Source organism: Aquimarina sp. AU119 (assembly GCF_900312735.1).
In the GTDB taxonomy this organism is placed as follows: Bacteria; Bacteroidota; Bacteroidia; order Flavobacteriales; family Flavobacteriaceae; genus Aquimarina; species Aquimarina algiphila.
Window position 1 is genome coordinate 21,853 of record NZ_OMPF01000009.1, and the last position, 14,055, is coordinate 35,907.

Annotated in this window: 10 protein-coding genes; 7 read left to right on the top strand and 3 right to left on the bottom strand. The window is 30.8% G+C overall.

Going from position 1 to position 14,055, the window contains the following annotated elements; translation table 11 throughout:
• The first annotated feature begins 14 nt into the window (after nucleotides 1-14).
• The gene (locus DK442_RS08255; RefSeq protein WP_109435392.1) at nucleotides 15-464 is read left to right on the top strand and encodes a Dps family protein; all 450 of its coding nucleotides are present in this window, start codon (nucleotides 15-17) and stop codon (nucleotides 462-464) included.
• Nucleotides 465-507: 43 nt separating this feature from the next.
• Nucleotides 508-1,320, top strand: coding sequence for an SdiA-regulated domain-containing protein (locus tag DK442_RS08260; protein ID WP_160114089.1), 813 nt, complete (start codon nucleotides 508-510; stop codon nucleotides 1,318-1,320).
• A 43-nt stretch (nucleotides 1,321-1,363) separates the two neighbouring features.
• On the opposite strand, the gene DK442_RS08265 is transcribed toward DK442_RS08260, so the two are convergent.
• Entirely contained in the window at nucleotides 1,364-5,077 is a 3,714-nt protein-coding gene (locus DK442_RS08265; RefSeq protein WP_109435394.1) for a metallophosphoesterase, read from the bottom strand.
• Between the two features lie 56 nt (nucleotides 5,078-5,133).
• On the opposite strand from DK442_RS08265, the gene DK442_RS08270 reads away from it, so the two are divergent.
• Nucleotides 5,134-6,315, top strand: a complete 1,182-nt coding sequence (locus DK442_RS08270) for a Pycsar system effector family protein (RefSeq protein WP_109435395.1) — start codon at nucleotides 5,134-5,136, stop codon at nucleotides 6,313-6,315.
• 16 nt (nucleotides 6,316-6,331) lie between these two features.
• On the opposite strand, the gene DK442_RS08275 is transcribed toward DK442_RS08270, so the two are convergent.
• Complete coding sequence (locus tag DK442_RS08275) at nucleotides 6,332-8,695, bottom strand: GAF domain-containing protein (RefSeq protein ID WP_109435396.1); 2,364 nt, start codon at nucleotides 8,693-8,695, stop codon at nucleotides 6,332-6,334.
• Nucleotides 8,696-9,171: 476 nt separating this feature from the next.
• Between DK442_RS08275 and DK442_RS08280 the strand changes: the two genes are divergently transcribed.
• Complete coding sequence (locus tag DK442_RS08280) at nucleotides 9,172-10,308, top strand: TlpA disulfide reductase family protein (RefSeq protein ID WP_109435397.1); 1,137 nt, start codon at nucleotides 9,172-9,174, stop codon at nucleotides 10,306-10,308.
• Between the two features lie 70 nt (nucleotides 10,309-10,378).
• Here DK442_RS08280 and DK442_RS08285 read toward each other — a convergent pair whose 3' ends face one another.
• Complete coding sequence (locus tag DK442_RS08285) at nucleotides 10,379-11,029, bottom strand: rhomboid family intramembrane serine protease (RefSeq protein ID WP_109435398.1); 651 nt, start codon at nucleotides 11,027-11,029, stop codon at nucleotides 10,379-10,381.
• A 137-nt stretch (nucleotides 11,030-11,166) separates the two neighbouring features.
• On the opposite strand from DK442_RS08285, the gene DK442_RS08290 reads away from it, so the two are divergent.
• The 3 genes from DK442_RS08290 to DK442_RS08300 all read left to right on the top strand — a co-directional run bounded on the left by DK442_RS08290 (nucleotide 11,167) and on the right by DK442_RS08300 (nucleotide 14,053).
• Nucleotides 11,167-12,066 carry a lysophospholipid acyltransferase family protein gene (locus DK442_RS08290; protein WP_109435399.1) on the top strand — a complete coding sequence of 300 codons (900 nt, stop codon included), beginning with the start codon at nucleotides 11,167-11,169 and terminating at the stop codon, nucleotides 12,064-12,066.
• 128 nt (nucleotides 12,067-12,194) lie between these two features.
• Nucleotides 12,195-13,094, top strand: coding sequence for a lysophospholipid acyltransferase family protein (locus DK442_RS08295; protein WP_109435400.1), 900 nt, complete (start codon nucleotides 12,195-12,197; stop codon nucleotides 13,092-13,094).
• Nucleotides 13,095-13,153: 59 nt separating this feature from the next.
• The gene (locus DK442_RS08300) at nucleotides 13,154-14,053 is read left to right on the top strand and encodes a lysophospholipid acyltransferase family protein (protein WP_109435401.1); all 900 of its coding nucleotides are present in this window, start codon (nucleotides 13,154-13,156) and stop codon (nucleotides 14,051-14,053) included.
• Nucleotides 14,054-14,055: the final 2 nt, after the last annotated feature.

The following is a 14,055-nucleotide window of genomic DNA, read 5'->3' on the forward strand; positions in this document are numbered from 1 at the left end:
AAATAAAAACTATAATGGATTTAAATAATAAAACTGTAGATACTTTAAATATTTTACTCGCTGATTATCATATACATTATCAAAAACTCCGAAATTTTCATTGGAATATAACAGGCCCACATTTTTTTGAACTTCATGCAAAATTTGAAGAGTTTTATGAAGATGCTAAATTAAAAATAGATGAGATTGCAGAGCGTATTCTTACACTAAGAGGAAAACCTGTGAGTAATTTTAGTGTATATTTAGATATTTCTAATATTAATGAAGCAAGTACTATACTTACAGACTATGAAATGGTTTCTACTATTTTAGAAGACCATAAACTACTTTTAAAACAACTCAAAATAGTAACTGTCGCTGCAGAAGAAGCTAAAGACGATGGGACTCTTGATATTACAGGAACGTATATAGGAGAAATAGAAAAAACAAGCTGGATGCTCAATGCCTGGAATCAGAAAAATTAAAATAATAAAACTCTCATATCTTATCCTTTTGACAACAATGACAATGAGTTGTCAAAAGGATAAACATTCTGATTTAACTAAAATCAAAAAACTCTCGCACTCTATTAACGAAATCTCAGGTATTACTATGTTGTCTGATGCTAAATTATATGCTATCAATGATTCTGGTAATGATAACACCGTATTTTGTCTAAATCAAAAAGGCGAGATTATAAATGAAATTAAAATTCCTGGCACTAAAAATATAGATTGGGAAGATCTTGCTTACGATCAAGAAAACAATATCTACATTGGAGATTTTGGAAATAATAATAATGATCGAAAGAACCTTGTTATTTATAAGGTCAATGGACTATTATCAAATACAATATCCGTAGAAAAAATTAGATTCATTTTTGAAGATCAAAAAAAGTTCCCTCCCAAAAAAAAGAATTTCAATTTTGATGTTGAAGCTTTTATTCACCTTAACGGAAATTTATATTTGTTTACTAAAAATCGTGCTAAAAATTCAAAAGGAAAAACCAAACTATACAAAGTATCTGCCACCCCAGGAAAGTATATGGCCAAACTAGTTGGAGAATACAAAACATGTGAAGATAGTTCTAATTGCTTAATTACCGGTGCTGCGATCAATCATTCTGGGGATAACATTGCACTTCTCACTCACAATAAAGTTTTTTTAATAACTGATTTTACAGAGGATAATTTGTTTAATGGAAATATTAAAAAAATAAAACTAAAGCATAATTCACAAAAAGAAGGTTTATGTTTTAAAAATGACAGTACCCTTTTTATTACTGATGAGAAAAGTAAGTATGGTAAAGCTACTTTATACGAATATAGAATTAAAAAATAAGTGATTTAATCTTATTGATTATCGTATCTTAGGATTTTTGATTTTAAAAACTCAAACCAAAACCAAACGTAAAACGCAACCCATCATCACTCCCAAACAACCCTAATTGCCCTCCTATAGTATCAATTGCATTAATCCACATTCCTCCTCCATAAGAGTCATGCCACTGATCAGAATTCTCGCCATCAAGCCAAACTCTTCCGACATCATAGCCTCCAAATATTCCTAATTGTAACGGCAATATACCCGTTTTAAACTTATTAAAACTATATCTTAAATCATTACTAAATGCTAATGCACTTTCTCCTGTAAAACGTTCTTCTCTATACCCTCTTAATCCATTAATCCCTCCTAAAACTGCTCCCTGATAAAACTCAAAACTATCTCCTATAATTACCTGAGCCATAACATCTGTTTTCAAGACTAATTTTCTATTTCTTGTAATTGCATTATAAAAGCCTAGTTTTGGATAAACATACCCATAGGTACGATCAGTATCTTCTACATTCATCCTCGCTCCTGTTTGCAATTTAAACAGCATTCCTCGAGAAGGGTTCACAGCATTATCATAACTCTCAAATTTATAGTGTAAATCAATATTTCCAAAAAGCTTTCTTTCAAAAAAATCAGGATCTTCACTTACAAAATCGAGACCAGAAGTAATAAATCTTCCTCCCGTATCCTGCACTTCTATTCCTTCATAATTTGCCTTTATCGAAAATGTAGAACCATAATTTCCTTTTTTAGAAAAGCCAAAACCTAAAGCCCATGTACCAATCTTTACCCTATTATAATCTAAACCTAATTCATCATCATTATTCACAGAACTATTACCTAATCCAAAAAAGTTTTGCGCATAATTTTCACTTGTGATTAAACCGCTAAGTAAGATATTCCAATTACCAAGGGCATTCATATATTCTCCTAAATAAGATATATCATATCCTCCTTGAGTCTGAAAATAATATGCCGCTTTAAAAGTATGTTTACTATGATATGGGTTATTTTTAAACCCTTTTATAGTAAACACATCGGTAAGACTTACATTTAGACCATCATCTGGATTAAAACCAATAAAAGGAGTTACGACATTAGTTTTTTCTATGTATTTATTATAGTCATACAGGTTATACTTATAAATATCGCTCCATATAAATTTTGCTCCACCTTTCTTTTCAACGGTATTAGGCTTTGAATGATGATCATACACCTTAACTTTTCTTCCATTTTCTATAGTATACACATCATTATTTTGTCCTCCTATAATTCTTATTCTAATAGGCTTCTTCCCCTTACCTCTTACAACAAACTGATCATCATCATCTAATCCATAAATCCAAATTTCTTTTGTCTCTTTAGCATTAAAAACTCTTTGACTATAAGGCTTTTTTATTTTCCCTCCCTTTATTCTTGATATTTTTATTGTTGTTTTATAATCTCCTCTTATGATTTCTATAAAATCATCTTTGTCTGTTCCTGTTAAAATAGCATGTCTTGATAGATATTTATAATATCGCTTAGCGATATCTTCTATATTATCTCTTCGTGATTTTAAATCCTTTTGGATTCTTTTGATCGTTTCATCCTGAAGTTCTTCTGGGAGATTTTTAAATGCTTTTTCTATATCATTATCAGATAGATTTTCTTTAATGTATCTAGCCTGTTCTATCCAAATCTTTTCTCCAGAATTCTGAGTTAGCTTTCTATCTAATGGCAGTCCTGATTGATTTACCCATCTTACCTTTTTAAGTTTTTCATCATAAACCTGAAATTTCCTGGCCAGTGGAACTACAAATTTTATAATATCTAAAAGTAATCCATCATAATTTGAAAATACCTGATCTCTATCCCTGGGAATGGGCTTAAATATCTTTTCCTTTTCTTTATCAAATTGAGCCCATCTCCACTGATCAGAATGACGATCCCAATCCCCTAAAATCATATCAAAAAGCCTGGTTCTAATATAATGTTCTTCATCCATTTTGTATTTTTCATCCTTCCTTAATTTACTAAGAAGATCATCTGTACTTTCTATATCATCAGGTTTTCCAAAAGACACTTCATCTTTGTATTCTTTTCCCGGACGTTCTTCAAGAAAATAGATTTCATCCCCAAATTTTTCATTATACTTCCCTAGTGCAGGATGTTTAGGAATATAATATAATTTTGGATTAGCATGATAAACTCCAATAGCATCGGCTAGGGTTCCTACGGTTAAAAATGCATAAGGATAACTTGACGTATAAAAATCAGAAAGCACATCTTCTGTAAGCGTATTATCAAATCCATCATCCAAATAGGTATATTTAAAAGCTCCTTTTTGTAAAAACTGCGTAACACTTTTTCTCATAGCTCTTAAACTATATCGTTTTCCTTCCTTATCTACAAGACGTAACGATCGTGTTACTTGTCCTCCTCCTTGTCGGTCAATAGTAAAACCACCCATAAGAGTATCTAGAGTTGCTACCGGTACTTTGATATCTGTTCCGTATATATTGCGATAATGATCCCCCCACATCGATTTATAAAACTTAGATTTCTTCACTTCTTCTTTTTTATAAATTGAAGCCGACACTTCTGTTTCAAAAGAATTTGGGATATCGTTAAAAGAATATTCTTTTTCTTTGGGATGCACCTCTGTCTGATAGACTAACTTAGGCTCTCCATTTTCATTTGCATAAAATCGAACGTTTGAAGCGCCATTTTTATATACATCTAATACAGCAAAACCTTGACCTGGATATGAAAATAATCCATCTTTCCCAAGAGCCGCCGCAGAAACCTTAGATCCAGAACCTGAAATAATTTGCTTGTCTCCGTCACTATCAATATACTGCAAAGAGTGTTCATGACCGGATACAAAAACTACTCGATCCATAGCTCTGGTCATTGTAGAAAGTCTTCTCATTAACTTGCTATAGTGAACATTAGATACATCCTGAGCTGTAACCCCTCCTTGAGAACGAATTAGAGTTGCTAACGAACCTAAGATCGGAAGAGGAATCTTTTTCTTTGAAGGAAAAATATGTTTACCAAAATTGTATTTCCCACCATGAGGGCCATTAGTATACATTGGATGATGCATTGCAATAAGAATTGTCTTCTTACTATGTTTCTTCAACTCTCCTTCTACCTCAAGAAAGAATTTTTCTCGTGTCTTAATCTCACACTCATCATTTATGGTTGGGTTTTTATCCCAATTTGCAAGATACCATTGTGTATCCAAAATTAACAAATGGACTTTGTCATTTATTTCTACACTTTCCAGAGGGCAACCTTTAGCAGGTAAGAATGCATTATCATTTCCCATTTTCTCTATTACATATTCCTCTTGTCGGTGTAAACCTTCTACTCCATTATTGTACCAATCATGATTTCCAGGAATAAAAGCCACCTTACCTTTAAAGTTTTCTATGCTTTTAATTTGAGCGTCTATTCTACGTTCTGATAAAGCTCTTTCTGGTGATTCTTTCTTAGGCATTCCCTTTTGATAGATATTGTCACCTAAAAAGAGTACATAATCATCGCTAGACTTGACCGTATCCAGGACTTTTTTTAAAATTGCTAATCCATCTGAAGTTTTTTTCATAGTGGCATAACCTGCATCTCCAATCAAATAAAATCTTTTTTCGATTGTAACCCCCTGACTGGGTAATGTTTGAGTGAATTTTTCGACTTTATACTGAGGAGAGTATGTTGCACATGAACTAAGTAATAGAGCAACACAGATTATTAGAATCTTATTATATTTATTCATTGTTTGAAGTACAATCTCTTTTTTTTAATTATTTTGGTTACCGAAAAAATGTACATATGTCTTCTTTATTAGAAAAAACAGATAATTTTGTTTCAGAGCTCTTTGAAAATGAGCTTCCGAACTCCTGTATTTACCATAATTACGATCACACCAAAAGAGTATTTAAAAGTACAAAAGAAATTATTGATAACACAAATTTATCTGATGAAGATAAAGAAGTTTTATTATTAACTGCTTTATTACATGATACTGGGTATTCTAAGAGTTCTGACAACCATGAAGAGCACAGTGTTGAAATTGCAAAAGATTTTTTATCTCAGCAAAATGTCTCTCAAGAGATCATTGACAAAGTTTCTAAACAAATTATGGCTACCAAAATGGAGCATCAACCTAGTGATCTAATGGAAGAGATCATTAGAGATGCTGATGCCTCGCACTTTGCCAAAGATTATTATGGTGAAACAAGTGAGTTATTGAGACGAGAGTTTAAACTAAATTCTGTTAAAGATTTAACCACTTCAGAATGGCTTAAAGCTAATATTGATTTATTTCAGAATAAACATCACTATTATACAGATTATGCCATTTCAAAATGGAAACCAAAAAAAGAAGAGAATCTTCATAAGATGATTGAAGAGCAGGCAAGAATAAAAAAGGAGAAAAAGAAAGAAAAAGAAAAATTAAAAAACATATTAAAGGAAGAAAGTCCAGAAAAAGGTATACAGACTCTTTTTAGGGTTACTTTAAGAAATCATCTAAAGCTAAGTGATATTGCTGATACCAAAGCCAATATTTTACTTTCTGTAAATGCTATTATTATGTCTCTGGCTCTGTCAAATCTCATTCCAAAACTTGACAACCCATCAAACCAATATCTTATTTATCCGACTTTAGTTTTTCTTATATTCACTATTGCCTCTATAGTTTTATCTGTATTAGCTACCAGACCCAATGTTACCAGCGGTGAATTTACCCGCAAAGAAATAAAAGAAAAGAAAGTCAATCTATTATTCTTTGGAAATTTTCATAAAATGCCATTGAATGAATATAAATGGGCTATGACAGAATTAATGGGAGATAAAGATTATATCTATGATACCATGATAAAAGATCTTTATTTTCTAGGAAAAGTATTACACAAAAAATATAAAATACTACGAATAACATATACCGTATTCATGATAGGAATAGTGACTTCAGTAATTTCTTTTGTCCTGGCATTTAACACTTTACAATAAGTACAAAAAAAGAGCTTTAATTAAGCTCTTTCATTAAATCTTCATACGTATAATATTCTTTGTCTTTTTCATTTTTATGATAAAGAATATTGACTCTAAGTGCTTTTAAACCAGTAACTCCCTGAAGATCATCTAATTCAACAATCTCTATTTCTTCTTCAAGATAGTTCTTAGATTGCAAAAAGTTAATATACTTAATATACTCACGTTCATCAGAACGTTGAGAATATATAATTACGAGTTTACCCTTCTCTGTAACACGTTGATCAGTACCTTTTATTTTTGACTTATCAACACGTTTCTTAACTACCTCATATCTTGCATTATATGTCCCATCTACATCAAATCGTTTTTCATCCATTCTAAACCTCACAGATAATGAAGTGTTAAAAACAAGAACCATTGAAGCAACATCCAATGCAACAGGTAAATCTTTTTGCATTTGATAATAAGCATTTTCCATCTCACACATAATCTGCAATTGCCATAACCTTAGATTATAGAGATACACCTTATTAAAACTATCCTGTTTGGTTATTGATTCTCCAATGTACATGTTATGCTCAACCCCATCAGACTTGAAACGTTCGAAATAATGAGGGTACATTCCCTGAGCTTCATCTTGTTTTTGATCTAATAAAGCCGCCATTTTTTTATTGATAAGCATTACTGACTCATCATATGCCTTTCGATGCCTATAAACCGTCTTAATACTAACATCAAGGATTTCTTCATATTCATCTATAAGAGTATCGAGTTCGACATTCTTCTTTTTAAGATGCTTAAACAACGGAGTAATCTCTTTCTTAATAAAATTAAGAATATTTTGTTCGCTATCTACTTGTAATTGCTCTGTTATTGCCGTTACATAACGATTTGTTCTGTATGCTAGTTGCTCATATATTGGTAATGGATCTGATTCAATTATTTTATTAATGATTTTAGCTATACCCTTTAGCTGTAACACCAAATCTTTTTGTATTGCTTCATTACGAGCATCTGAAGAGCCTTTTATATCTATTTGTCCATATAATGGATATACATTTTCAAAAACTACTTCTCTGAACGAAACTGGATTTTCATCCACCATAGCTCTCATAAATCGTTTCGCTTCTCTCTTAAATTTCCAATGCACACTTGGATGTATGGATGTACATTCTTGCTGAATGATTAACTCTAGCTCATTCTCTGATTTTGCTTTTGAACGTAAAACAGAATCTACAAGATATGGCATAACATCCTGCAATTTGTTTGCATTAATACTATTGAGTTCGTGGACATTTGGAGAAACAATCTCTAAAATTCCCAATAAATTACCATCACTTTTAATTGGAGCAAGAATTGCGCTATTAATACCTTGTGCCACCAGATTTTTATACATTATTTCATCTGGAGTTGATTTCTGATATCTTTTTACATCAGAAATTGCAAAGTATGTAGATTCTTCAAAAAGATAATGATACGTTCCTTTACACAAAGCCGTTTCACAACAATCTGTATATCTATCATACAAAATGTAACTATCTATATTTTTAAAAGGCACACGTTCTAGTACCTGGTCTTCTGGATTATAGTTCGAAAAACCAACTTTGATCTCTCGAAGATTAAATATCGCTCTAAAAATATCCTGAAAACTACCTACAAAATCTCCTTGAGTTTTATCATACTTTATTAAGCTAGTTTTAAAATCGGATAAAGAAACATCTGTAGTAACATCAAACATGTTTGCAATGATAATCCCCTTAAAAATCCAACTATGAGGAGGGAATTTTTCTTTCCAAATATCTATGTTATCAAAATTATCTAACAATTCGGCTACATCTGCATCTGTAATTTCTTTTGCTTTATCAGTTTTAATGATATCGATAAAATCACCATTATACATAATTCTATAATTCCTCATTACACCGAAAGCATCAGGAATATCATAAAAGAAAGGTCTTCTAAAATCTATATTATAGTTATAATAGTGTCCCAGAATAATACTACATCCCATTATATAATAGTGATCCTCATTCAAATTCTTGATTTGAGGTTCAAAATTCTCTCCTGCAGCTTTTACAATATTTTGATAGCGTGAAGTAGACTTTAATACTTTATTATGAAATGGAATTGTAGCAATTTTAATTTCATTTTGCTGTAATATATCAGGAAAAGAATCTTCTAGAACCAAATGAATAGGTTCTAATAACTCATATACTCGTTTTTCTTCTTTGATCCCATTATCTAATTCAGGATACTGCTCTGCTATCTTTAAAATACGCGCAGCTCTATCCTTGATAATTTCATTATCACTTTTCAGTAATTCTTTATATTGTTCAAAAAATTTCGAAAAGCTAATCCAAATATCTAATGGAAAATCATGCTCTAACCCCGTCATGTTTGCTCTTTTATTCTAGGATACAAAGGTAATACAAACCAAATTGTATCACTAGTTATTAACAATTAATTAAACTATATTTTTTTAACTTAAAAAAAACTTCTATTTAACATTTAAGACGATTGAATTATTAAAATTTGGACATTGATTTAATCTTTATATCCAAAATATTAACAAATATTATACCATAATAGACGAACTACCATAGTGTTTTGTTACACAAAATATAAGATTTTTATCCGAGTTTTGCACATTATTGGTAAAAGTATCTTAACAATTCTTCTATATGCAACGTTAATTTTTGGAGTATGTAATGAGGATTCTTTATTTTTACAACCAATAAATCTAATTGCCATGAAATGAGTATATCAATAATTAATTACTATTTTTAATAATGAAATTGATTAATTCTTAATATACTGATTCCCAAATATGCCAATTTTTTTGTCATATCAAAAAAATAAAAAAACGAAAAAATGAAAAGAATTGCACTTCTGGTTACAACACTTTTACTTGTAGCTTGTCAAAAAGATCAAAAAAGATATTCTATTACTGCTGACACCGAAGGTTTTGAAGAAGGAACCATGGTATATGTAAATGCTGTGAGTCAATCTAGAAGGCCAATAATTATAGATTCTACAACTATACAAAATCAAAAGTTTCAGATTAAATTACCTGCCCCAGAAAGTAATGATTTTAATTATTTAACATTTAAAGATCTAAGAGGAAATGTTCTCTTTTTGGCAGAAAACAACCCTATAGAAATGACTATCTATAAAGATAGTATGAGATCTTCTATCGTTAAAGGAGGAACAGAAAACGAACTCTTCTTTTCATATGCCAAGACTGTTAAAAAATATGGGGAAGAAAAATTAAAACTTAGTAATGAATATCAAATTGCTACTAAACTAGGAGAAACAAATAAAGCTATAAAAATAGCTGCAAAAAGGGAGGAATTAGTCGAAGCAGAAAAACAATTTAGAAAAGATCTAGCGAATAATAATTCGAGTTCTCTTGTATCAATAATGGCTTTAACTGACCTTTTAAACCTTAAAATTGTTTCTGCAAAAGAAGCTAAAGAACAATTTAACTCTATTGCTGACACCTTAAAAACTAGTCGATTAGGCAAAAACCTTAATCAACTTATTGCTAATGCAATGGCTGTATCCATGCAAAAAAGAATAGATATTGGCAGTACTGCCGAGGATTTTTCTGCTCCTACTCCAGAAGGTAAAATGTTATCCTTAAAACAGTCAATGGGTAAAATCACAATTATTGATTTTTGGGCTTCCTGGTGTAAACCATGCAGAATGGAAAATCCTAACGTAGTAAATGTGTATAAAAAATATCACGATAAAGGACTTAATATAATTAGCGTTTCGTTAGATAAAAAACAAGAAGCATGGACCAAGGCTATTTCTGATGATAATTTAGATTGGAATCATGTTTCTAATCTACAATTCTGGCAAGAACCTATTGCACAGGCTTATGGAGTACGATCTATCCCAGCTACTTTTATTCTTGACGAAAAAGGAAATGTAATTGCTAAGAATTTAAGAGGACCTGCATTAGAGGAAAAAATTTCAGAATTGCTTGCTCAGCAATCTCTATAAAATATATAAACATAATATCATAAAAAAGGCAACCAATCTATCATAGACATAGAGTTGCCTTTTTTTAATGTTATAATTTCCCCATTCTTTGTAAAACAAAAAGAATGATAATTGGTATCGCTAGTAAACCAATCATGAACAGGTTTTCTTGAAACAACCACGGAGCCAGTATCAAAGTAATAATATATCCTCCTACTGCACCTCCAAAATGAGCATCATGTCCTATATTTCCGACTTTATTTTTCATCCCGAAAATAGAATATAATAAATATCCGATTCCAAATATATAAGCAGGAATAGGAATTGGAATAAACATCAAATACAAACTCATGTCTGGTCTGAATAAAATCCCTGCATATATTATCCCAGATACAGCTCCACTTGCACCGACAGCGCTATAGTAGTATTCATCTTTATGAAAAAATAATGAAAATAAATTTCCAACTAACAAGCTTCCAAAATAAACGATTAAAAACTTAATATTACCTAAAAACCCAATTACCGTTGGAGCAAAAAAGTAAAGTGTAAACATATTAAAAAACAAATGCATCATATCGACATGTAAAAATCCAGATGTTAGCATTCGTATCTGCTCTCCTCTACGTATTCCACCAATATTGAATTTATACTTTTCAAAAAAAGAAAAATCATTAAATCCCTTTAATGACATCAGTATATTAGCTCCAATAATTATGATAACAATAAGATCAAGTTTCTCCATTAACTAAAATTTTTGTTCAAAGATACATATATTTTTACCTCAAGAAATCTAAAACAATTGTACTTTCTAATTAGCAAAAGTTTATGAAAAAAAAAGAAGGATGTTTTTATATTTGTACCCTTTAATTTAGGGGTTTAATGCAATTGTTAGTTTATCGTTTGGTCTATCCAATCCTATGGGTAATCTCAAAGTTACCTTGGCGTCTATTATATATCCTATCTACCGGAATATATGTACTCATGTATCATATTGTTGGATATAGAAGAAAAGTAGTTTCTACAAATTTAGCTCTCGCTTTTCCTGAAAAATCGGACAAAGAAATTAAACGGGTATGTAAAAAAATTTATAAACATATGTGCGATATGTTTATGGAAATGATAAAAAGCTTATCTATATCCAAAGAAGAAATGACTAAACGTTTTACGATAATTGATCAACATACATTCAAAGAATTACAAGCCAAAAACAAAAGTATTATTGTACTTATGGGACATTATGCCAGTTATGAATGGGCCATTGCTGCCCAATTTGTAATGGATTTTCCCATTGTTGGAGTATATAAAAAGATTAAAAACAAGTATTTTGATCAGCTAGCACATCGTATTAGAGGAAAATTCAATACAAGACTAATAGATAACCACAATGTGATTAAAGAGATCACCAGAGATAAAGTACATGGAAGACTCTGCGCTTATGGGCTATTATCAGATCAATCTCCAAAATTAAAAAATGCTTTGTATTGGACTGATTTTATGAATATTAAAGTTCCTGTAATTACCGGAGGAGAAGTTTTATCCAAAAGATTGGATATGCCTGTGACTTATCTAAAAGTAGAAAAAGTAAAACGTGGATATTATCAAGCTAAATTCATAACCATTACAGATGATCCAAAGAATTGTGATGATCATTATATTACAAAAAGATATCTGCAATTATTAGAGCAACAAATAAGGGAGAAACCAGAATATTACCTCTGGACTCACAGACGATGGAAACATAGAAATGCAAAACTTCCTAAAGGTGCACAAGTAGACTAAACAATAAACAAACATAACCAGCTGACTAACAGAACTTTTAGTTCCTCTTATTTTATTTAGTTTTTTTATTTTTAACAGATGAGTTTGGTAAAATACTTTTATTTTCGCAAACCAAACCCCATCTATCTATGCAATTATTAATTTATAAGCTAGTTTATCCTGGTTTATGGCTAATTTCAAAATTACCATGGAAATTGTTTTATGCTTTTTCTACTAGTATTTTTTTTATCATTTATTATATTATTGGATATAGGAAAAGAACCGTTACAGAAAACTTAATATTGGTTTTTCCTGAAAAGGCTGAAAAAGAAATCAAAAAGATTAGAAAAGAGTTCTATAAGCATATGTGTGATATGTTTTTAGAAATGATCAAATCTATTTCTATTTCTAATCAAGAAATGATGGAACGCTTTAAAGTCACTAATCTGGAAAAGATACAGAACCTAGAAGCTAAAGGACAAAACATTATGGTTTTTATGGCTCATTATGCTAGTTATGAATGGGCAAATGTAATAGATATACAAACAAATTTTCAAGCGGTTGGTATATACAAACCTATAGGGAATATATATTTTGACAGATTAGTCCGTAGAATACGTGCTCGTTTTGGTTCTCGTGTTGTTACAAACAAAAATGCTATGAGAGAAATTACCGAGGACCAAACCAAAGATGGCTTATATATGTATGGATTAGCAGCAGATCAATCGCCCAAATTACATAAAGCCATGTATTGGACTAATTTTATGGGTATAAAAGCACCTACCTTCTTAGGTGCCGAAGTGTTATCAAAACGCTTAGGAATAAACACTTACTATTTACAAGTAGAAAAAATTAAAAGAGGGTATTATGAAGCTACATTTGTTTCAATAACTGAAGATCCTAAAAACTGTGAAGATTATTCTATTGTAAAAAAATACTTAAGACTTCTCGAAAAACAAATTACCAATAACCCTCAGTATTATTTGTGGTCCCATAAGAGATGGAAGCATAGAAATGCATTGGCTCCAGAGGGCGCAACAATAGATTAAACACATCTGTAAACTATATCTAATAAATAAGCTTATATTGTAAGCTTTTAACCATCCATATGCAATTACTAATATATAGCCTGGTTTATCCAATTATACTAGGGATTTCAAAACTACCATGGCGATTATTTTATGCTTTTTCCACTGGTATTTATTTTATTATTTATTATATCGTACGATATAGGAGAAAGACAGTAACAGAAAACCTACAATTGGTTTTTCCAGAAAAGTCCAAAGAGGAAATTTTTAGTATTCGTAAAAAATTCTATAAACATATGTGTGATATGTTTTTAGAAATGACAAAATCGCTCTCTATTTCTCGTGAAGAACTTATAAAACGGTATAAAGTAACTAACCTTGATGAGTTTCATGAGTTTGAAAAGAAAAACAAAAGTATAATTGCCCTGATGGGGCATTACGGAAGTTTTGAATGGTCAAATGCAATAGATTTAGTATCTATTAATCCATGTGTTGGTATTTATAAACAGATTGAAAACAAATATTTTGACAGATTGGCACACCGTATCCGCGGACGTTTTAATTCAAGGCTTATTGCTAGTCATAAGGTCGCAAGACAAATTATAAAAGATAAACAAGAAGATACTGTATGTGCTTATGGAATGATCTCTGATCAATCTCCAAAAATTGGAAATGCAAAATATTGGACGAATTTCATGGGAGTAAAAGTTCCTATATTTTTAGGTGGTGAATTTTTAGCACAGCGACTTGATGTAATTGTTCTATACTTACATGTAGAAAAAGTGAAACGAGGGCATTATGAAGTTCGATTTATACCTATCTCAGAAAATAGTAAAACCGAAGAGAAATATCACGTTACTAAAGAATATCTAAGATTATTAGAAGGTCAGATACGAGAAAAACCTCAATATTATTTATGGACTCATAAACGTTGGAAACATAGAAATACTCCAATTCCTGAAGGTGCAGTTGTGGATTAATT

Bases quoted from the DNA above. Each gene is read 5' to 3' on its own strand.
- DK442_RS08265 (WP_109435394.1), bottom strand. From the start codon at position 5,077: ATGAATAAATATAATAAGATTCTAATAATCTGTGTTGCTCTATTACTT.
- DK442_RS08280 (WP_109435397.1), top strand. From the start codon at position 9,172: ATGAAAAGAATTGCACTTCTGGTTACAACACTTTTACTTGTAGCTTGT.
- DK442_RS08300 (WP_109435401.1), top strand. From the start codon at position 13,154: ATGCAATTACTAATATATAGCCTGGTTTATCCAATTATACTAGGGATT.
- DK442_RS08285 (WP_109435398.1), bottom strand. From the start codon at position 11,029: ATGGAGAAACTTGATCTTATTGTTATCATAATTATTGGAGCTAATATA.
- DK442_RS08260 (WP_160114089.1), top strand. From the start codon at position 508: ATGAGTTGTCAAAAGGATAAACATTCTGATTTAACTAAAATCAAAAAA.
- DK442_RS08295 (WP_109435400.1), top strand. From the start codon at position 12,195: ATGCAATTATTAATTTATAAGCTAGTTTATCCTGGTTTATGGCTAATT.
- DK442_RS08255 (WP_109435392.1), top strand. From the start codon at position 15: ATGGATTTAAATAATAAAACTGTAGATACTTTAAATATTTTACTCGCT.
- DK442_RS08275 (WP_109435396.1), bottom strand. From the start codon at position 8,695: ATGACGGGGTTAGAGCATGATTTTCCATTAGATATTTGGATTAGCTTT.
- DK442_RS08270 (WP_109435395.1), top strand. From the start codon at position 5,134: ATGTCTTCTTTATTAGAAAAAACAGATAATTTTGTTTCAGAGCTCTTT.
- DK442_RS08290 (WP_109435399.1), top strand. From the start codon at position 11,167: ATGCAATTGTTAGTTTATCGTTTGGTCTATCCAATCCTATGGGTAATC.